The sequence below is a fragment of the Microcoleus sp. w1-18aA5 genome (genome assembly GCF_036701705.1).
In the GTDB taxonomy this organism is placed as follows: Bacteria; Cyanobacteriota; Cyanobacteriia; order Cyanobacteriales; family Microcoleaceae; genus Microcoleus.
On sequence record NZ_JAUPTE010000013.1, the window covers coordinates 76,260 to 91,666 of the forward strand.

Annotated in this window: 17 protein-coding genes and 25 tRNA genes; 5 read left to right on the forward strand and 37 right to left on the reverse strand. The window is 45.8% G+C overall.

The features are described from left to right. Nucleotides 1-70: 70 nt before the first annotated feature. The 3 genes from Q5691_RS07075 to Q5691_RS07085 form a co-directional block, all read right to left on the reverse strand. A complete protein-coding gene (locus Q5691_RS07075; protein WP_333344282.1) occupies nucleotides 71-514 on the reverse strand; it encodes a peptidoglycan-binding domain-containing protein in 444 nt (147 codons plus the stop codon). A 130-nt stretch (nucleotides 515-644) separates the two neighbouring features. Continuing rightward, on the reverse strand, nucleotides 645-1,283 hold the full coding sequence (locus Q5691_RS07080) for a ThiF family adenylyltransferase (protein WP_333344283.1): 639 nt from the start codon (nucleotides 1,281-1,283) through the stop codon (nucleotides 645-647). 40 nt (nucleotides 1,284-1,323) lie between these two features. Then, nucleotides 1,324-2,151: a hypothetical protein gene (locus Q5691_RS07085; RefSeq protein WP_333308403.1), complete on the reverse strand. Its 828-nt coding sequence runs from the start codon at nucleotides 2,149-2,151 to the stop codon at nucleotides 1,324-1,326. 152 nt (nucleotides 2,152-2,303) lie between these two features. Between Q5691_RS07085 and Q5691_RS07090 the strand changes: the two genes are divergently transcribed. Then, the gene (locus Q5691_RS07090) at nucleotides 2,304-2,696 is read left to right on the forward strand and encodes a DUF4189 domain-containing protein (protein ID WP_333082037.1); all 393 of its coding nucleotides are present in this window, start codon (nucleotides 2,304-2,306) and stop codon (nucleotides 2,694-2,696) included. Nucleotides 2,697-2,839: 143 nt separating this feature from the next. Here the strand turns inward: Q5691_RS07090 and Q5691_RS07095 are convergent, their stop codons facing one another. Then, a complete protein-coding gene (locus tag Q5691_RS07095; RefSeq protein WP_333209081.1) occupies nucleotides 2,840-3,181 on the reverse strand; it encodes a hypothetical protein in 342 nt (113 codons plus the stop codon). Nucleotides 3,182-3,652: 471 nt separating this feature from the next. Here Q5691_RS07095 and Q5691_RS07100 point away from each other — a divergent pair, with 471 nt between their 5' ends. Next, nucleotides 3,653-3,919, forward strand: coding sequence for a DUF433 domain-containing protein (locus tag Q5691_RS07100; RefSeq protein ID WP_333209079.1), 267 nt, complete (start codon nucleotides 3,653-3,655; stop codon nucleotides 3,917-3,919). Nucleotides 3,920-3,993: 74 nt separating this feature from the next. Here the strand turns inward: Q5691_RS07100 and Q5691_RS07105 are convergent, their stop codons facing one another. The 9 genes from Q5691_RS07105 to Q5691_RS07145 form a co-directional block, all read right to left on the reverse strand. Further along, a complete protein-coding gene (locus Q5691_RS07105) occupies nucleotides 3,994-4,317 on the reverse strand; it encodes a type II toxin-antitoxin system prevent-host-death family antitoxin (RefSeq protein WP_333209077.1) in 324 nt (107 codons plus the stop codon). A 47-nt stretch (nucleotides 4,318-4,364) separates the two neighbouring features. After that, nucleotides 4,365-4,652, reverse strand: coding sequence for a Txe/YoeB family addiction module toxin (locus Q5691_RS07110; protein ID WP_333209076.1), 288 nt, complete (start codon nucleotides 4,650-4,652; stop codon nucleotides 4,365-4,367). A gap of 101 nt (nucleotides 4,653-4,753) precedes the next feature. Beyond that, on the reverse strand, nucleotides 4,754-6,193 hold the full coding sequence (locus tag Q5691_RS07115) for a hypothetical protein (RefSeq protein ID WP_333209074.1): 1,440 nt from the start codon (nucleotides 6,191-6,193) through the stop codon (nucleotides 4,754-4,756). 211 nt (nucleotides 6,194-6,404) lie between these two features. Next, nucleotides 6,405-6,890 (reverse strand): hypothetical protein, encoded by a 486-nt coding sequence (locus Q5691_RS07120; RefSeq protein WP_333209072.1) that lies wholly within the window; start codon nucleotides 6,888-6,890, stop codon nucleotides 6,405-6,407. 130 nt (nucleotides 6,891-7,020) lie between these two features. Beyond that, a tRNA-Lys gene (locus Q5691_RS07125) sits at nucleotides 7,021-7,093 on the reverse strand. 210 nt (nucleotides 7,094-7,303) lie between these two features. Continuing rightward, entirely contained in the window at nucleotides 7,304-7,504 is a 201-nt protein-coding gene (locus Q5691_RS07130; protein ID WP_333209070.1) for a hypothetical protein, read from the reverse strand. 751 nt (nucleotides 7,505-8,255) lie between these two features. Continuing rightward, nucleotides 8,256-9,218 (reverse strand): GNAT family N-acetyltransferase, encoded by a 963-nt coding sequence (locus tag Q5691_RS07135; protein ID WP_333308395.1) that lies wholly within the window; start codon nucleotides 9,216-9,218, stop codon nucleotides 8,256-8,258. Between the two features lie 227 nt (nucleotides 9,219-9,445). Beyond that, a tRNA-Lys gene (locus Q5691_RS07140) sits at nucleotides 9,446-9,519 on the reverse strand. Nucleotides 9,520-9,716: 197 nt separating this feature from the next. After that, complete coding sequence (locus tag Q5691_RS07145; protein ID WP_333209066.1) at nucleotides 9,717-10,289, reverse strand: dihydrofolate reductase family protein; 573 nt, start codon at nucleotides 10,287-10,289, stop codon at nucleotides 9,717-9,719. 237 nt (nucleotides 10,290-10,526) lie between these two features. Between Q5691_RS07145 and Q5691_RS07150 the strand changes: the two genes are divergently transcribed. Beyond that, the gene (locus tag Q5691_RS07150; RefSeq protein ID WP_333203442.1) at nucleotides 10,527-10,691 is read left to right on the forward strand and encodes a ribbon-helix-helix domain-containing protein; all 165 of its coding nucleotides are present in this window, start codon (nucleotides 10,527-10,529) and stop codon (nucleotides 10,689-10,691) included. 77 nt (nucleotides 10,692-10,768) lie between these two features. Beyond that, nucleotides 10,769-10,999, forward strand: coding sequence for a hypothetical protein (locus Q5691_RS07155; RefSeq protein WP_333308393.1), 231 nt, complete (start codon nucleotides 10,769-10,771; stop codon nucleotides 10,997-10,999). A gap of 545 nt (nucleotides 11,000-11,544) precedes the next feature. On the opposite strand, the gene Q5691_RS07160 is transcribed toward Q5691_RS07155, so the two are convergent. The 9 genes from Q5691_RS07160 to Q5691_RS07200 form a co-directional block, all read right to left on the reverse strand. Beyond that, nucleotides 11,545-11,627, reverse strand: a tRNA-Ser gene (locus tag Q5691_RS07160). Between the two features lie 4 nt (nucleotides 11,628-11,631). Beyond that, nucleotides 11,632-11,705 (reverse strand) — tRNA-His (locus Q5691_RS07165). Between the two features lie 5 nt (nucleotides 11,706-11,710). Further along, a tRNA-Ala gene (locus Q5691_RS07170) sits at nucleotides 11,711-11,783 on the reverse strand. Nucleotides 11,784-11,830: 47 nt separating this feature from the next. After that, nucleotides 11,831-11,907 (reverse strand) — tRNA-Ala (locus tag Q5691_RS07175). A 7-nt stretch (nucleotides 11,908-11,914) separates the two neighbouring features. Beyond that, nucleotides 11,915-11,988 (reverse strand) — tRNA-Arg (locus Q5691_RS07180). Between the two features lie 335 nt (nucleotides 11,989-12,323). Further along, nucleotides 12,324-12,396, reverse strand: a tRNA-Arg gene (locus Q5691_RS07185). An 82-nt stretch (nucleotides 12,397-12,478) separates the two neighbouring features. Then, nucleotides 12,479-12,550 (reverse strand) — tRNA-Gly (locus Q5691_RS07190). Between the two features lie 59 nt (nucleotides 12,551-12,609). Continuing rightward, nucleotides 12,610-12,680 (reverse strand) — tRNA-Gly (locus Q5691_RS07195). A 44-nt stretch (nucleotides 12,681-12,724) separates the two neighbouring features. Further along, nucleotides 12,725-13,168 (reverse strand): retroviral-like aspartic protease family protein, encoded by a 444-nt coding sequence (locus tag Q5691_RS07200; protein ID WP_333101624.1) that lies wholly within the window; start codon nucleotides 13,166-13,168, stop codon nucleotides 12,725-12,727. Nucleotides 13,169-13,271: 103 nt separating this feature from the next. Here Q5691_RS07200 and Q5691_RS07205 point away from each other — a divergent pair, with 103 nt between their 5' ends. Further along, nucleotides 13,272-13,877, forward strand: coding sequence for a macro domain-containing protein (locus tag Q5691_RS07205; RefSeq protein ID WP_333209063.1), 606 nt, complete (start codon nucleotides 13,272-13,274; stop codon nucleotides 13,875-13,877). 20 nt (nucleotides 13,878-13,897) lie between these two features. On the opposite strand, the gene Q5691_RS07210 is transcribed toward Q5691_RS07205, so the two are convergent. The 15 genes from Q5691_RS07210 to Q5691_RS07280 form a co-directional block, all read right to left on the reverse strand. After that, nucleotides 13,898-13,969: transfer RNA gene (locus tag Q5691_RS07210), tRNA-Thr, on the reverse strand. 95 nt (nucleotides 13,970-14,064) lie between these two features. After that, nucleotides 14,065-14,138 (reverse strand) — tRNA-Leu (locus Q5691_RS07215). A 124-nt stretch (nucleotides 14,139-14,262) separates the two neighbouring features. Beyond that, nucleotides 14,263-14,335: transfer RNA gene (locus Q5691_RS07220), tRNA-Pro, on the reverse strand. A 4-nt stretch (nucleotides 14,336-14,339) separates the two neighbouring features. Then, nucleotides 14,340-14,420: transfer RNA gene (locus Q5691_RS07225), tRNA-Leu, on the reverse strand. Between the two features lie 23 nt (nucleotides 14,421-14,443). Beyond that, nucleotides 14,444-14,520, reverse strand: a tRNA-Leu gene (locus Q5691_RS07230). Between the two features lie 29 nt (nucleotides 14,521-14,549). Next, nucleotides 14,550-14,623 (reverse strand) — tRNA-Gln (locus tag Q5691_RS07235). Nucleotides 14,624-14,628: 5 nt separating this feature from the next. Next, nucleotides 14,629-14,707, reverse strand: a tRNA-Gln gene (locus Q5691_RS07240). 10 nt (nucleotides 14,708-14,717) lie between these two features. Beyond that, nucleotides 14,718-14,792: transfer RNA gene (locus tag Q5691_RS07245), tRNA-Asn, on the reverse strand. A gap of 6 nt (nucleotides 14,793-14,798) precedes the next feature. Beyond that, nucleotides 14,799-14,871 (reverse strand) — tRNA-Phe (locus Q5691_RS07250). Between the two features lie 4 nt (nucleotides 14,872-14,875). Beyond that, a tRNA-Ser gene (locus Q5691_RS07255) sits at nucleotides 14,876-14,962 on the reverse strand. 4 nt (nucleotides 14,963-14,966) lie between these two features. Then, nucleotides 14,967-15,040, reverse strand: a tRNA-Tyr gene (locus Q5691_RS07260). A 34-nt stretch (nucleotides 15,041-15,074) separates the two neighbouring features. After that, nucleotides 15,075-15,156 (reverse strand) — tRNA-Tyr (locus Q5691_RS07265). Nucleotides 15,157-15,169: 13 nt separating this feature from the next. Then, nucleotides 15,170-15,244, reverse strand: a tRNA-Lys gene (locus tag Q5691_RS07270). Between the two features lie 5 nt (nucleotides 15,245-15,249). Then, nucleotides 15,250-15,324 (reverse strand) — tRNA-Glu (locus Q5691_RS07275). Nucleotides 15,325-15,330: 6 nt separating this feature from the next. Then, nucleotides 15,331-15,405: transfer RNA gene (locus Q5691_RS07280), tRNA-Trp, on the reverse strand. Nucleotides 15,406-15,407: the final 2 nt, after the last annotated feature.

Below are 15,407 nucleotides of genomic sequence, written 5' to 3' on the forward strand. Positions count from 1 at the left end.
CAACTACAAACCGCAGCGATTAATGATTAGCAATGATGACTTAGGAACCTTTGCTGTCGGGTGCTTAAATTTACGAATTAGCAAACAGTCTGTCCCAAGTTTTGCCTCCCACAACTCCGTCTACAGGAATATGAGATTGCCGCTGAAATTTCTTCACTGCTGTGAGAGTTGTCGGCCCGAACACGCCATCAATTGCGATCGGGTGTGGGGACAAGCCCCGCGCGTTCAACAACTTTTGCAGTTTCTTCACATCTGCCCCTCTCGATCCGTGTTTTAAAATCCTTTTGTGGTGTCTGACTTCGGGTTCGTGGCAATCATTAGTGGGGCAAATTGTGCTGCCCGCTGTATAGTTTGCTGCATTGGCGCCAGTCAAAACTAATAAGCCCAGAACTGCTACTAAATAATAAAAAGTCGGCTGCGAAGGCTTAGGCTTAGGCGGAGGCGGAGGCGGGGGAGGGGGCGGTTTTGGCTTGCATTCTAGTGAAATAGTACCAGTACAAACTTGTTCGGACATACTTTCCCTGTTAATTTTCTCAAGCGTTGTTTGCAAGTTTGACGATTGTTAGAGGGTGAGAAACCGGGTTTATAGGATGAGGGCATCCAATCTTGATTCACCGGGTTTCTGGCAACAGTCAACCGACATTCTACAATATAAGTGGCTTTACTGCAAAATCTCCAATCGTGCAAGTTAAATTTTGTTGCTGTTTGGTAGCAGCAAAGGTAACAATTACTTCGCAGGCAACTGCAACTGTCAGCATTACCAAGTTTCTCGCCAGTGGGTAATCGCAAACGTCATCATTCGCCGCTGAAGGAACCCGATAGTGTTCGTTCCAAATTATTTCGGAGTAATCGGCAGCTAATCCGACGTGCACGCAGGGAAGGGAGGCACTGGCACAGTAATCCTTGACTGCTTGCCGCCCTACACTGTTATCAAAAGTATCGATGACTGTGGCGCTGTTGGCAAGCAGCCGATCGACATTTGCGGGTGTCAATTCTTTTGAGTGCGCGTCAATGCTGACTCCCAAAGCGCGGTAGAGGTTGTTGGCGAGAATTTTGGCTTTGAATGCGCCGATGTCCGATCGATAATAGGGTTGAGTGGAAAGGTTGCGTTCCTCGATGCGATCGCGATCGATGACTTTTAACTGACAAAAGCCCGATCGCGCCAGACTTTCTGTAATATTCGCACCCAAAGCGCCCGCGCCGCACACCGTTACCGGGAAATTTTTGATCTGCGACATCACTGCGGCACTTCTGTAAAGTTGTTCGTGAAAAAATATACTCATGGTCAGTAGTCAGTAGTCAGTAGTCAGTAGTCATTATTTCCTATCTATCTTCAACTACTCCAACTAATGATTGCAAGTCGAAGTCTTTGTCCAATCCGCTGAGACAAATGCCAGCACTCATAACTGTCAAGTCATTTTTGGCGATCGCAGAAGTGTGGTGTTCTCCTGTTCCGCTAGTCCATTCAACTAGCCAATAATTTTCGCGATCGAAAAAATCCCGCAATTCACCGCCTCCCATTTTCAACGCCCGCTGCAAGCGCTTTTCTTCCCGCACTTTCGGATCGAAACCTTTAATATTTCGGGACACCAATTCGTAAACTGTTCGCATTTCCGGTGTCATCCCTTTGAAGCGAACTTCTTGAGGCAAAATCAACTTTCTTAAAGCTGCTTTCAACTTTTCAGATGGCAGCGGATCGGCGCGCCTGTCAATCTCTTCAAACCACAAACAATGACCGTCCCACCGCGCAACAATCGGCTCAAATTGCGAACCTTCAGTTACTAAATGAACTGGTACGGGTTTCGCAACACCTGTGCGCTGTTTAGCATCAGATTCGTTAACAGGATAAGCCAGCCAACTTTGCCCTTGCAGCACACAAGCCAAGTGCAAGCGAACAGGTACGAGCAGTTGCAAATACTCGGCCACTTGCGGCAAAATCGGCTCCTCAATTACCGCAACAATTTTCTCATTTACTGGCGCAAAAATAGCCCATCCTTCAAAGTTGCGTGGCTGCGGTTGAAAAGTATAAACCATTGAGCTAACTCTTATCCGCACGCTTCCCCCGCGCACGCAGGGAGCCAGGAATTGGGTATCGAGTAGTTGCCCTTCTTTGGCCGCAAGTTGGCTGAGAATTCTGCGAATATCTGCCAATGGATTGACCTCCGTAATCTTACTTATTGTACATAACGCACTTTTAATTAAAGCCACTACAAAGAATTGTAAACACTCTTGACACGAATGAATATCCTAATATAATATTGAGCGAGGATAGAATTTTAACCTTGTAAATATCTCAAGTAAATATGCTGCCAAAGCTTTTTTCTAAGTTGGTTGTAGTGACAGCTCTGACACTTCCTATTTTGGGGTCAGCCCAGGTAGCTAAAGCTCAGACCACCTATGGAGCTACTGCTTATTCTGCGACTTCTGGCGCCACTGGTATTAGTTGGAATCATGATTCACAGAGAGGCGCACTAAACGCAGCAGTAGCCGCTTGCAATGAAGAAACAGGAGGTGCTGACGACTGTGAAGCGCTGACCTATAATACCAATAATTGTGGAGCGATCGCATTAGGCGAAGGAGGAGCAGGTGCGGGCTGGGGTGACGACAAATCAGCAGCAGAAGCTCAAGCTCTCGCCGCTTGCAGCGAACTAGAGGGTGGCCGTTGTAAAGTGAAGCTTTCAGCTTGCAACGAATAATTAAACTGATAAAAATCGGTCGGAGTTGTTTATATTTTCGCTGGTAAAACAGCTTATAAAATGGTAAGTGTAAAGTGCTCTTCGGCGCACCTTCCACTTACCATTCGGCTAAACGTAGGGTGCTATCAGAGCGCACCTTACAGTTAATCTCCTACTTCGGAAGTAACTGCATCAGGTGGCAGCAAACTTTCTAATCTATCTTTAGACCAGTATTCAGTAGGATAAGCGAGTGCAATAATATCAGAGAGTCGAATCAGCCACGTAACTTGTCCGTAAGCATCGATATTTTCCGCCTGTTCGTTAGGGGGGACTATCACCAAAAGTTCCACGAAGTCCGCAAACAAATTAATCGGGATGCCGCCAAAACTGCTATTATTTGTTTTAATCCAAACTTTGCTGCCTCGATCGAGAGCTTCTTGCAGTCTGGTGCAAAGCAAACTGGATTTTTTGACCTGGGATTTTTTGGCTTTCGACTTTTTTCCCATAGTTTTAAGAAGTTAAAGTAGTTGTATTGTGGGTTGCACAGTTCGTTGAACCGTGGGTTGAGATTTAGTGCGATCCTCTTCGTTGGCGTAGCCCCCGTAGGGGCGGGCTTTCTTTCGGATCGCAACGCTTTCGCTAACGCGGTTTGGTATTGAAACGGACAAAAGGAAAAAGGGCGATCGCCCCCTCGCTACCCCATTACTCTAGTCTATAAGAAAGTGCTGTACTGCGATCGTAATAACAATTTAATCGCAAAATCGGGAAATGACACCAGTTCGCAAAAAATGCGACTCTAGCCAAGGTTCAAACCCTTAATTCATCAGTGATGCCCAATCTAAAATCTAAAATCTAAAATCTAAAATGGTAGGACCTGCGGTGGCACTGTTACAAAGTCAGTCCACAAGACCCGTGTTTCTACTGTGCCCAAATGCAGTATAATTGGCGGAATCTTCCCCAATCGTTTAAGTAAAACAATGGACTGGCGAAAGCTCATTAATCCAAACCCGAAAGCTTCAACAAGTCAACCAGCAGCCCCAGAAACTCGATTGTCTGTAGAATTTTTGCTAGGGCTCTTTGCTGCGGGATGGACTCAACAGCAGGTGTTAGAGAAATATCCTGCACTGACTGAGGGAAAGTTGCGCGCTGCTTTGGCTGCTGCTGATTCCCAGTTACTGTCATCCATCGCTAATCCAGAATTACAAGAAATTATCGCAGAAGGAAGAAGAAAGAAGTCGATGTGAAAATGCAATAATACGAATCGCTTGAGGAAAGGCAGTCGGGAGTTTGGGAATAAAGGGCGATCGGATTCCTCACTCTATGAGTTTACTCTCATTTGTAGGATTTTTTCAGTATCATTCTCTTCATCAAGCCCAAATTTTTTGCAAACTTCATCGAGTGTCTGAGGTTGAATGACTCTTGCTTTAGCTCTTTTTAATGCTGTAAACAAACGAGTTGCATTTGCAGGCGACCTCAGCAAATAAAGCGTTTCTAGCAAACTTTCTAATTCTGCCTCAGAAATCAAAACGGCATTTTTGCCGCTAGGCCTAGTAATAACTATTACTTCCCCAGTTTCAACAGCGCGATTACAGAGATTTTCTAAATTTGCTTCTGCTTCAGTGTATGTAATCTCAGTTGACATAAAATTCTAACTCCGACTAATTTAATGACTCAACTTTTCTCACTTTACTAATAGTGATAGCGCCCTTTCAGAAAATCAATACGGTCCTCACTTACTAAATAAACAATACGATGTTCTTTATTCAAGCGACGCGACCACGCGCCCGAAAACTCGTATTTCAAGGGTTCCGGCTTGCCAATGCCTTCAAACGGGTCTCGCAGAATTTCTCTGACCATTTTGATTAAGCGTAACGCCATCTTGCGGTCAGTTTGTACCCAATATTCTAGGTCTTCTAAAAACTCCGGCTGAAAAACGGCCTGACGTTCTACGCGATCGCTCTCACCCTCAGCACTCATCTGGCAAACCCTGAATCATTTTTTCAATTTTATGCTCCCTCCTAGAAAAAATAAAGTGAGCATTGGCCGCAAGCTTAACTCACGAGCCATGCTCAATTATATCACTTGTCATCCCTCACAGGCAGCGACGTGTCCATAATTTCCATCAACAATTCCAGTCGCGAAGGACGACTCAACATCGGCACTAAATTCGGCAAGGAGTAATAATCACCTGCAAAGGTAAAGGTTTCCACCGATACTTTTTTGTCCTTCAATTGCTTCTGGACATATTCGCACCAAGAACCAACTCGCACAATCACAACATCAGGATTTACCCCCAAACTGCGGCAGTAATTCTGATAAGCATCTGCAAAATAAGGTGCAGCATTTTCGCCTTCATCTGTTACGATAATGAATTGCTCGACAACCTGCTTTTTAATTCGCATTGCTTCCACCGCGCAACCGCAACTTGTGCCGCCGCCGCTGCGAATGTGTTTGAAAGCGGCTTCCCAGTCTGTCAATTCGCTGCCGTTTGCTTGCACTGGATACGGTATCGTGTCAAAGGCATAAACGAACAAAGCAGCGTCGGAGATGCCGGAAATCAAAGCAGCGAGACGCTTGCCGACTTCGATCGCACTTTCCATCGAACCCGACTTGTCAATCAACAAACCGGTTGCTTTCGCAATCTTGCCGCGCTTCTTCACCTGTTCGTTTGTCACCGCTTCCAGCTTCGCCGCCGTTGCTGCGTCGAAGTTCGCGCCCGCGCCCGCAACACTCGCTTTGTAAGCAGAAACCCGATCGCACTTTGCCGCTTCATCCAGCTTCGAGTCAATCAACTGCTTAACTTCGGCGTGATCCATCGCGCCACGCGACTGAATCGATTTCAAATTGTTGATGACTTCCTGCGGCGACATCGAATTAATCAGCGCGGCCAAAACCGTTGGCGTTAGCTGTCTGATCGCACCAACTGCGATCGTATACGGAATCTTGTACTCAACAATCAAATTCGCCTGTTCCGCAGGTGTCGCCGCCTTTGCTAACTGCTTCAAAACGAATGCCAGAGAGTCTTCCGGCGGATTGTCTTTAAACAGGATAGCATTAGCGCGATCGCTCGGCTTGACGTGCAGCGTTGCGTACAAATGCTTCATCGCCTTGCGGTTGCGGATGGCGGCGCGATCGAAAAACTGTGCATTCTTTTCCCGCGATTTCAGATAGCGAGTGACAGCAGTGCGCGCGCTGCGGGGAACCTTATTCTGGTGCTGCTTCATAAAGTCCACAATCCGCGAAACCTCGTAGGGAGGGAACTCTTGCAGCATCATAAAACCGGCATCTCGGTGTTCCGTCAGCGCCGAAGTCAGCAAATTTCCAGCAAAAACTTCCTTGTGATCGCGCACGTCGCCGTGACGTTGATACCACACTGCTAAATGACCGTAAAATATTGGGTCTAATTCGATAATTAACTTGTGAATTTCTGCTACTTTTTCTAATTGACGGTGCGGAGTTGTGAGGAGACTGTTGAACATTTCCAAACGCAAATCGCGCTCTGCTGTATTCATATTCATTGGTGTTACCTTCCTATTCGATTTTGGATTTTGGATTTTAGAAGTATTCAAAATCGGTGGTTGGCAGTTGTTGCACGCTAGCAAGTGAAATTTAAAAATCACCGCGCAAGTTTGGGGAGCTTTTTTTTAGTAAACCTATGGCTAAACCTAATAGGGTCTGTATGTAAGCTCTCGCGATTGGGGCGCGGCAAAAACTGCGATTTTAAATTAACTATTTCAGGGAAACTCTTTCTAATTCGATCGCTCTCAAGTCTGGTTCAACCCAGCTATTTCGGGCTTCCCAAGACATCAGCCGATCGCGCGTGTAGTAGCGAAATGGTAAATTGCGTGAAGCGGAGCTATCCCGTAGGGAATCGGCATATTTGGCAATCAAACCATTAGCCAGATATACGATCGAGCGATTTTGGCTTTCATCGGCGAGATATCGGCGAATAATTCGTACCCAAAACAGCGTTAGCGTTTCGTGATACCCACTGTTTTTTGTGGTTTCAATTCCTTGAGCCGAGTTGTAACTTTTAATGCCATTGCGAATCGCATTTATCACTTCTTGCTCCGAGTCATAACACAGATACCACAGGGCAACAGTTAAATGTGCTTCGTGGGTCCATTGACTTCGCGACAGGTTGCCTTCTTGGAAGGCATGAATCAGACTGTCTATCTCCTTGGGCGATCGGTAAATTGCCAGTTTTTTTCTCATGGCTAATACCCAATTTATTTTTGAGGACGGAAGTCTTCAATACAAACAGGATTACTTAATTATTATCCTGAATTAACAACAAGAGTTTATAGCGCCTAAAAGGTCACTTCGCGCAAGTCAAGAAAGCCGTTGGCACATACGCAGGAGTTGAACCCGCGACCAGTCCCTTAAGAGGGAATTGCTCTACCAATGAGCTAGTATGTAAGCTTCCTTTGTTGGGGCGCCAAGTGGAACTTTTAAGCGCCGGATAGATATAACAAATTCAGCTATAAGAGGCAGCGCACAAGTCAGAGAAGCTTTAGCCTCACGGCAAGTAGGAATTGAACCTACAATTCGATTTTAAGTCGAACGTATCCAGTTTGTAAGCTTCTTTTGTTAGGGTGCGCTGCCTAATACGTGCTTTAAATGAATTTCTAGCCGTAAACGGCTTCTGGGCGGACAATTAAATCGCCGCTGGGACGGCGATCCAGAACGTAAGACTCGAAGCGATCGCCTTTGACATCAAAATGATTTGCTAGACGTTCCTTAATAGCCTTGTCGCTCATGCCTGCCGCGATACCCAGTTGGTCTTCTGCCAGATCGTAGGAACGTCCTTCAAAACGAATGTGAACCATCACCGATACCTCCTAGAGCAATTTTGGATTTGGGATTAGTAGCTTATCTGCTCTCGACTTTGGCTTTTTGTGAGACTTAGCAAATTGCCAGTATCGGTAAAGATTCACGAAATCTGATAATCTTTACTGAAAGAAGCGCCGTTCTCAATGATAAGCTTGTTTGATTTTACGGATTTCCTCAGCCTTTTTGCTTGATTTAAATCTGGCTGAAATTGTCTGTTCTGAATCCGCATGAAATTCGTCGAAATTAGACTGATTTCGTACAATATCTGACTCTGTTCGAGTCAGTTTGTAACCGAACAGTCTCGTATAAAGTAACAACATGACCATCGAGTCTATATTACAAGACTTTCAAATTGATGTTCGTTGAAATTTTGAGCAATATTTAGTTGTCAACGTTCAGAATTTGCACGAAAAATACAGGTTTTTGCTTGTCCTGCGCTTTCCATACTTATATACTACATACATACTACACAGGTGTCAAGGGGGTAGCAAAAGTTTTTTAGATAAAACTTACACGAGTGGCGAGAAACCGGGTTTTTTCACGAAAATATTTGGTTGCTACCCGCATATCCGGTAAAAAACCGGGTTTCTTGGGTCGGAGTGCGTAAGTCCTGAGATATTGCACCATTCTCAATAAGCTTTTTATGAATAGGCAAGATGCCTGTTCCACAAAGAGTAAATTTTCTTGTGGAACAGGCATCTTGCCTGTTCGTGAGAATGGTGCAAGATGTGAGTAAGTCCCTATCAATTAAATATCCTTAACATAAGAAATGCTCTTGCGAATATTGTGAAAGCCTACTGATTCGTAAAGCCGCAGCGCACCGCAGGAATTTTCAGCATCGACGCCGAGAATAGCCGTCTCGACACCGGCAGCTTTGAGTCGATGCAAACCAGCCAGCAACATTGCTCGTCCCAATCCAATTTTGCGGAAGCCGCGCCGCGTACCGAGAACACCAATCCAGCCTTCGTTTCTGCCGGTGCGATCGTTTTCATCGGGGTTAATTTCGCAGTAGCAAAAAGCGGCAAAAGTGCCGTCTGCTGCAACAGCGATCGAATCTAGATCGTTTCTATAATTGGGTAGAGTTGAATAGTAATTGGATTTCTCTACTGTAAAATCGTGGTGGTTCCAGTGGTCGATAAACGACTGGTTGAACATTTCTACCCAAGCTTCCGCATCCTGTTCGCAGGAGACTTGACGCAGCAAGAAACCTTCGGGAAATTGCGGTTCTGGGATTGGTTCACAGAGCGATCGCGCCATGCGGAAAAAATAGCGATCGGCCCTGAAACCGCAACTTGCGAGCACAGAAATGCGATCGCAATCCTCAGCGCGAGCCCAAGATCGCAGCTTCACGGGCGCGCTCCGCATCGCAGACACCTCGCGCATCCGCACTTCACCCCAGGCGATCGCGGCTGCTTCCACATCGCCGGATCGCGCGTCGGGGTGGACGCGAAACCACAGCCAACCGTCAATTACTTCCCCCGGTTCAGAAACCGACAACTGAGCAAAACCGATTAATTTTCCTTCCGCATCTTCCCAAAGGCGGATATCGCGGGCTTTGTCTAGGGACGGTTGGTTAAATTCTTGTTCTAATTCCGAGATGGAAGTACCTTCATCGAGCCGATCAACTTCTTCGCAAGTATTGATTAAATGTGCGATCGCATCTAAATCGCGATCGCCCCCATAGCAGCGCGTCGAGAGACTTGCCATCATAGCTAATCACCATTTCCTGTCGTTATTCAGTTTAAAAATAGCTTGGGCGATCGCACTTTTATCGATCGGGCGGGTCGATTGACCTTAAAAATCCGAAAACGCAAACACTCACTGTAATCCAACCGCTACCGCCCTTGGCTGCTATCGTGAGCGAAAAATGGGCTAAAAGCGACATACTAGAGACAGTTTAAAGTCTCAAAGCCTTGTGAATAGTAGGTTATTGGGGATGGGAGTAGAAGGACTTGAACCTTCGACCTTGAGATTAAGAGTCACCTGCTCTAACCAACTGAGCTATACTCCCGCATCTAAGCTATTTTAACACAACCGTTCTGAAAAATCAACTTTTTTTGTAAAAATTTGTGGCGATCGGTCTGACTCAACATTGAAATAGAGAAAATACCGCATACAATTTTTGTGTAATTCCTAGAAGATCATTTTGTAGTAAGGACTTCAGTCTTTTTTCGCCCGCAGTAATTGCAACTAATAAAGTCCTTATCGCTAATGCTTCACTCGATAATGAAGCAACATGAAACCGTTGCTGTAGATTTTGCGATCGGCAACTTCCAAATTGGTCGGCTCGATTGCACCGGAAAAAAGAGGAATTCCCGCTCCAATTACTACCGGATTCAACTTCACAATCATCTCGTCAATCTCAGAAAAAAGAGTTGCCGCTAAAGCCCCACCACCGCACAGCCAGATGTCTTTAGCTGTTTCTTTTTTCAATTCCCTAACAAATGCAACAGGATTGTCCGCAACAAGTTGAATATTCTCATCAGGACTGGCTTCCATAGTGCGCGAAAATACATACTGCTTCAAGCTGGGATAAGGATTAGTTACACCAACATTTAGCCCTACCTCATAGGTTTTCCGTCCCATCAAAACCGCATCAAACTGCTTGTTTTCTGCACGAATGCCTCGTGCTTCCTGAAAGTGAGCCGGAAAAGTTTCAGGAAAGGAATCGAACAAATCAGCGAAATGCTCTCCTTCCATGGGAAAACAATCAAATGAGCCATCTTCGCGAGCAATAAACCCGTCAACGGTGCAAGCAACGTAATATTTTAGTTTTCTCATGTTTCACCTTATTTTATTAAGTTGTTTGGTTACTGCTTGTTTCTGAATGTAACTAATATATCCAATCGCTCCCTTGGTTAGAGATTTGCGATCGACCTTTTTATTTGTTAGCGCACAGTTTCGCAGCAGCAGCCATTTTATCGCGCTGCGCCCGCATCCCTACAGACGATCAGAGCAAAGCGCGATCGGTACTCGGAAAGAGGATAAGCTGATGTCAACTAAACATGACTGCTTGAAATGGCTGACAAAGAAGAGACTGCTGTGATCAAAGTCACAGTTCCCAAGCGTTTGCACGAAAAACTGAGAAACATCTCCCAGCAGACAGGAGTTCCTATGTCCACTCTGCTAGTCATGGCGGCTATCAAGGAATACAACCTCGTGGAGGAAACTGAAACTAAGTAACTAATAGCATACTGTAAGTACCCTTGAAAGGTACTATATGGTACTATCCAGGAATAGTCAACCCTGGAGGTGTGCTTGTGAATAAAGAAGAACTCGAAGCCCTTGTCGATGAACTCGGCTTAGTGTCAGTCGTCAGCCTGCTGGCAAATATCTGCCACAACAAAGCCCGACAAACCTTGTGCCTGAAAGGACAAGGGGCTACTCCTTATACCGCTTGGAACAGCAATGGCTTCTTGCTGAAGCAGTTGATGACCAGACTGCGGCCAATCGGCAGCTACGATCGCGATTTAGACCTCAAGAACAACTGAGGTTCTGAGGTTCAACCCGTGCAAGTGCGTAAAGCATTGGTTTTGGTCGGTTAACAGCCGAGTATGTATGCTTTAACTGTTAGGGCACGGGTTGAAACTCTTCGATTTGGACTTGAACCTTGAATGGAGAGGACGGGACTCGAACCCGCATCAATCGACAGCAACTTTCAGGAAACGCGCTTCCTTACTGCCCGCAAGCAGACGGGAACTGCCCCCATCTCGGACTGTTAGTTCCTTTCAGTGCCTCCGCAACCCGCTGCCAGTTTGCGTTTTCAGGGAACGTCGCGAAGCAACTTTTTACCCTACTCAACAAACCCGATCGTCCTTTTGGGAGCCGCTTTTCCAAAGTTTTTACGGTGCCATTCCACTTAGGTGACCTCCCCATAATTTTGCTCGCTGTATGATAGTAAATCTCGTGAAAATAATTAACCATAATTCTCCCTTATTTATATATAAAATCATAAGAAATCCACCGAGGAGGTACTGCCCCTCCTATCCCCGCGTTATCAGCACGGTGTCTCGCTTTTCGACTTCCGGTGGTTAAAAGGAAGATGAAGGAATCGAACCCTTACAGTTACCTGTACCCCAGTTTTCAAGACTGGTTGCCAACCATTTAGCGGCATCTTCCAAGGGGTGTCTGACGGGGATTGAACCCGCTATTACTGGTTCCACAAACCAGCGCCGCGACCGCTTTGGCTTCAGACACCGCAGTGGAATCAAGGAGAATCGAACTCCTAACCTCTTGCGTGCAAAGCAAGCGCTCTACCAATTGAGCTATGACCCCGGGTAAAAGATTCACCTGTCGAGTAAATCTAAAATCTAAAATTGGTGTGGTGGATTGCGATCGGATTTGAACCGATATCTTTCTAACAGCCAGTTAGATGCTTTACCAATTAAGCTACGAACCCCAGACAGCAGGAGCGGTAGGACTCGAACCCACAACATTCGAGGTAGAAGCTCGACACTCTATCCACTTGAGTTACACTCCCGTATTTTTTGTTGATTTGTACGATTCCCTACGGGATAGCTGCGCTTCACGCACTTTGACGTGCAAGTTATCAGAGCATTGCGTTTTCTCAGTTACTAGAGGGACTGGGCCGATGAGTTATTACACACTCTTTAAAGGATGGCTACCTTTAAGCCAACCTGCCGGGTTCAATGCACTCCTCGTTCTCAAACGCCCGCTGAATTTGACAGCGTTACCTTTCCTCTCGTACTAAAGTATGTAGGCTCCAAAGATAGGGACACGCAAAGGGCGATCGCTCTTACTAGAAAAAATTATCCATTCAATGGAATCAACCTCCTTAAATTAAAGCAAAAACAACGAGAGTGGCAGGACTTGAACCCACAACATCCGCGTCCGAAGCGCGGCGCTCTATCCATTGAGCTACACTCCCATAAATTAGTAGTCCTGACAGGAGATTACCCCGCGTCTGCTTGTAAGGCAAACGCTCTACCATCGAAGCTCAGGACTACAAAAGCGGATGATGGGACTCGAACCCATGCGCTGAGAATGGCATACTCAGATGCTAGCCGCTACATGACATCCGCAAACCGATTTTAGATTGGAAATTTGAGATTTTGGATTGAAAAAACCTCTCGTTTAGCCAAGCGGATAACGAGGCTCGAACTCGTGCCTAGAGTTTGGAAGACTCGAATGCTACCGTTACACCATATCCGCAATTAGTTTAGCGATTGTATCTCTTTAACCTCAACATACAGCCTTTACAAAATTGTCAAGTAAGTTTGCGTTGGACTGATGGGTAAAGTTACTAATCGCTGATTTTTTAAATCTAATTCAATTCCCAGGGCTTCGAGAGGAATCACGCCTAATAAAGGATTCATACCTCCGGGCAATTCCAAACACTCAAACGTGCCTTCGCGTCCTACTAAAGAAATTTTAGCATCCTGAAAAATTCTGGCTTTACCAATGCCATTAGCAGTCTCTACATCCACTTCTTTGAGCAATTCTAAACCGAGTTGTGCAATGATACTTGCAGGCAAACACAATGTTGTTGCACCTGTATCAACTAGCACATTATTTAGAGTGACTGAACGGATTTGGTCGGAAGGCATAAATCCTCTGGCTGCGACATTTTGATCGGCGCGGTTAGTCACGGTGAGTGTGGTAATAATTTTTCCCATTGAGGTGTTGTCAGTTGCTAGCATAGTTTAACCTTGAACTACTCAACCTCAATTATGACAAGTTTTTGGAAAAATGAGTACGATCGTCCTTAGCTATTTGCTAAACTAGCGTTCGGAGATAAAACACATGAAACTTATACTTACAGCACCAAATCCCGAACTATTCGCGGCATTCCAAGAACATTTTTTCTACTTACCCAATCTCGAAATTACCAACAAATGTTTCGAGGATTTAACCGAGTATGACTGTTTGGTGAGTCCCGCTAATTCATTTGGCATGATGGATGGCGGTATCGACGCAGCTATCGTTAGTTTTTTCGGTCATTCTCTGATGGTTAGGGTTCAGCAGCATATCTTGGAAGACTATTTAGGCGAACAACCAGTTGGCACGTCATTCATCATCGAAACTCACCATCCCAAACATCCTTTTCTCGCTCATACTCCCACCATGCGCGTACCTATGTCTGTTGTGGGTACAGACGTTCCGTATGTGGCAATGTGGGCAATGCTATTAACAATTCGGCGCTACAATCGACACGCAGAACGTAAAATTGAGAGTGTCGTTTGTCCGGGTTTAGGAACGGGGATAGGCAGAGTTCCTTATCGCGAAGCCGCGCGGCAAATGGCGCTGGCTTACGACTATTTTGTTTATCCCACGCCGTATGTAAACTGTTTTGTTGCCGCAGAACGACAACTGCAAATTTGGGAAGGTGGCGATCGCAATTCTGGCTAAATAGCGATCGTATTTTCCCAAGCAGGTGACAGGAGTTGAACCTGCAAGAAAGCTTTACAAGAGCCTCATGTTGCCAATTACATCACACCTGCATTTTTGGTGGCGGGGGCAGGAGTTGAACCTGCTATTAAGAGGCTTATGAGACCTCCAAGCCTACCCAGGCTACTTCACCCGCAATGTCACCAAATACCCCTGACTGGCATCGAACCAGCACTGACTAGATCCTAAATCTAGCGCCTCTCCCAATTGGGCTACAGGGGCAAAACCGATTTGAGATTTGAGATTTGAGATTGAATAAAACCTCATACCCCTGACAGGCCTCGAACCTGCAAAAAACACTCGTTCTGAGCGAGTGATGTTTTCCAATTACATCACAGGGATAAAGTCGGGATGGTTGGATTTGAACCAACGACTCCATGCTCCCAAAGCATAGCTTCTGGCCGCTGAATTACATCCCGCTCATGCTCCTAGTGAGACTCGAACTCACACTCAAAATAAAACAGATTTTAAGTCTGCCGCGTCTGCCAATTCCGCCACAGGAGCAAGTAGAAACTTAGTTAAAAATTTGGTACTCCTGGTGAGATTTGAACTCACACAACACAATTTTTGAAATTGCGGCCTCTGCCAATTGGGCTACAGGAGTGTAATTTATCTGCTTTGGTAATAGCAGAACTGGGAAGGCAGGGATCGAACCTGCATTTTGCCGCTTTCAAAGAGCGGTGCCATACCGATTAGGCGACTTCCCAATTATTGGGTGCCGGGGTAGGCTTTGAACCTACAGAAACTCCTATTTCAGAGATAGGCGACTTTACCAATTTGTCTACCCGGCAATTAAAAAAATGGCTGCCCCAGTAGGACTCGAACCTACAACCTAGCGGTTAACAACCGCTTGCTCTACCATTGAGCTATAAGGCAATGCAATCCCCCAAGTCAGTATCGAACTGACGACCTCTTGTTCTTCAGACAAGCGCTCTACCAACTGAGCTATCGGGGGAAAACGGAGAAGGAGGGATTTGAACCCTCGACGGCTGTTAAACCGCTCTTTCTTAGCAGGAAAGCGCCTTAAGCCACTCGGCCACCTCTCCACAGCGAGAACGAAGGGATTTGAACCCTCAATCTTCAGTTTTATTCACTGAGATGTTATCCGGCTACACCACGCTCTCAAGATTGCAACTGCATATTAAATACAGTTACAAATGGGTCGGGCTGGAATTGAACCAGCAACGCTTTAAGCTACTGTTTTACAGACAGCTACCCACACCAATAGGAGGGCCGACCCAAGATAGAAATTTTGGTAGGTCGTCGAGGAATTGAACCTCGATCCATCCGCTTAAAAGGCGGCTGCAAAACCATTCTGCCAACGACCCACGAGAAGTGCTGACGGGAGTTGAACCCGCAAATCACTTGGGTGAAAACCAAGCGGCTTAAACCATTTGCCTACAGCACTATAAATTGGCACAGGAACTGAGATTTGAACTCAGAATTCTGGTTTTGGAGACCAGAGTGTTGCCAGTTACACCATCCCTGCTT

Bases quoted from the DNA above. Each gene is read 5' to 3' on its own strand.
- Q5691_RS07080 (WP_333344283.1), bottom strand. From the start codon at position 1,283: ATGAGTATATTTTTTCACGAACAACTTTACAGAAGTGCCGCAGTGATG.
- Q5691_RS07110 (WP_333209076.1), bottom strand. From the start codon at position 4,652: ATGAGTGCTGAGGGTGAGAGCGATCGCGTAGAACGTCAGGCCGTTTTT.
- Q5691_RS07095 (WP_333209081.1), bottom strand. From the start codon at position 3,181: ATGGGAAAAAAGTCGAAAGCCAAAAAATCCCAGGTCAAAAAATCCAGT.
- Q5691_RS07130 (WP_333209070.1), bottom strand. From the start codon at position 7,504: ATGGTTCACATTCGTTTTGAAGGACGTTCCTACGATCTGGCAGAAGAC.
- Q5691_RS07100 (WP_333209079.1), top strand. From the start codon at position 3,653: ATGGACTGGCGAAAGCTCATTAATCCAAACCCGAAAGCTTCAACAAGT.
- Q5691_RS07090 (WP_333082037.1), top strand. From the start codon at position 2,304: ATGCTGCCAAAGCTTTTTTCTAAGTTGGTTGTAGTGACAGCTCTGACA.
- Q5691_RS07105 (WP_333209077.1), bottom strand. From the start codon at position 4,317: ATGTCAACTGAGATTACATACACTGAAGCAGAAGCAAATTTAGAAAAT.
- Q5691_RS07145 (WP_333209066.1), bottom strand. From the start codon at position 10,289: ATGAGAAAACTAAAATATTACGTTGCTTGCACCGTTGACGGGTTTATT.
- Q5691_RS07075 (WP_333344282.1), bottom strand. From the start codon at position 514: ATGTCCGAACAAGTTTGTACTGGTACTATTTCACTAGAATGCAAGCCA.
- Q5691_RS07135 (WP_333308395.1), bottom strand. From the start codon at position 9,218: ATGATGGCAAGTCTCTCGACGCGCTGCTATGGGGGCGATCGCGATTTA.
- Q5691_RS07205 (WP_333209063.1), top strand. From the start codon at position 13,272: ATGAAACTTATACTTACAGCACCAAATCCCGAACTATTCGCGGCATTC.
- Q5691_RS07200 (WP_333101624.1), bottom strand. From the start codon at position 13,168: ATGCTAGCAACTGACAACACCTCAATGGGAAAAATTATTACCACACTC.
- Q5691_RS07150 (WP_333203442.1), top strand. From the start codon at position 10,527: ATGGCTGACAAAGAAGAGACTGCTGTGATCAAAGTCACAGTTCCCAAG.
- Q5691_RS07120 (WP_333209072.1), bottom strand. From the start codon at position 6,890: ATGAGAAAAAAACTGGCAATTTACCGATCGCCCAAGGAGATAGACAGT.
- Q5691_RS07115 (WP_333209074.1), bottom strand. From the start codon at position 6,193: ATGAATATGAATACAGCAGAGCGCGATTTGCGTTTGGAAATGTTCAAC.